Annotated in this window: 1 protein-coding gene and 1 pseudogene; both read left to right on the top strand. The window is 40.8% G+C overall.

Annotation, left to right across the window (positions count from 1 at the left end; translation table 11 throughout):
- Positions 1 to 467, top strand: a pseudogene (locus AB5935_RS26810) (penicillin-binding protein activator LpoB); the annotation flags it as partial.
- Positions 464 to 1,245: DUF6175 family protein (locus AB5935_RS26805; RefSeq protein WP_368327957.1), on the top strand; the 782-nt coding region annotated here is incomplete at its 3' end. The pseudogene AB5935_RS26810 and the gene AB5935_RS26805, both read left to right, overlap by 4 nt.

Genomic DNA, 1,245 nt, shown 5'->3' with positions numbered 1-1,245 from the left:
AAATAGTAGACCCTTCTAACGGTACACTCAAAGGAACCCAGACATTCACTCACGAGGGGCTGACCGGGAATATTGGCGATACTCCTGATGAAGCAATCATTAAGACTTTGGATTATGTAGTAATAAGCATGGACGATTTTGTTGACGAGTATTTCAAAATGAAAGGAACGATTGTACAGATTGAGAGTACCAAAAAAGATAAAGCACAAACTGTATATATCGATCTTGGAACTAAGAGAGGGGTACAAAAAGGCCAGAAATTTATCGTTTACATAGAGATGGATATTGCCGGAGAACTGTCATTGAAAGAAGTCGGACGCTTGAATGTGAAAGAAGTATTGAGCGGAACGCGTTCTTTATGTACCGTGAGCAAAGGCGGTGAGGAGATAATGAAAGCATCGAAAGAAGAAAAGAAATTGATTATTCTTTCTCGAAAAAATACCTTTTTAGGCGGACTTGGACTATGATGAAGTTACGAATACTGCTTTTGAACCTGCTAGTTGTATACACTATTCATTTCATGGCACAGGAGTCATACTCCAATGACGTAACTTGTGTGAAGGCAGATGATAACATAGCCGTTATCACCGCTTCCGGAACAGCCGAAAAAAAGAAAGATGTATATAATATGGCATTGAAGTCGATCTTTAATGCTATATTTCTCAACGGCATTGACGGAGTGGAAAACGGACAGCCGCTCGTCGGGAAAGAAGATTCTTACTATATGAATCAGTTTTTCAGTTCACGTTATATGCTCTTTGTGAAGAACTATGAAACGGTAGGAGATCCGGTACGGCAATCTTCCAAGCTATACAATGGTACAGTAACGGCTCAAATCTTATTAGGTGCGCTTAAAAAAGACTTGATACGGAACAAATTGATGACGAGACCCCAGGAAGAAATGTCGATGGAGGAAACCCGGCAACAAATTGCTTTGCCGACAATCATGGTAGTCCCCTATAAAAGCAATGACCGAAGCTCATACGCTGATATTCTGAAGAATGATTTTGATCTTCGTATAGCCGTAAGTACGGTAAAGGAGGGATTTGTTAAGCTTGGCGTGAAGACAGTGGCTGCCGAGGGAAAACAGTCAGGAACTTTGCGTGCTTCCGAATGGGAAAGTAAGAATGCTGATTCCAATGATAAGCAATTGTTGATGAATTCGGGAGCGGACGTCTATGTGATTGTTGATTTACAAAAAGACATATCTGCAGCTTCGGGAAGTAGAGTCTCATTGATTATGAC

Origin of the sequence: Phocaeicola sp. RTP21198st1_B8_RTP21198_201120 (assembly GCF_040929485.1) — a bacterium.
Classification (GTDB): Bacteria; Bacteroidota; Bacteroidia; order Bacteroidales; family Bacteroidaceae; genus Phocaeicola; species Phocaeicola dorei.
Note: the sequence above shows the minus strand (reverse complement) of the source record. Positions and strands in the feature narration are given on the sequence as shown.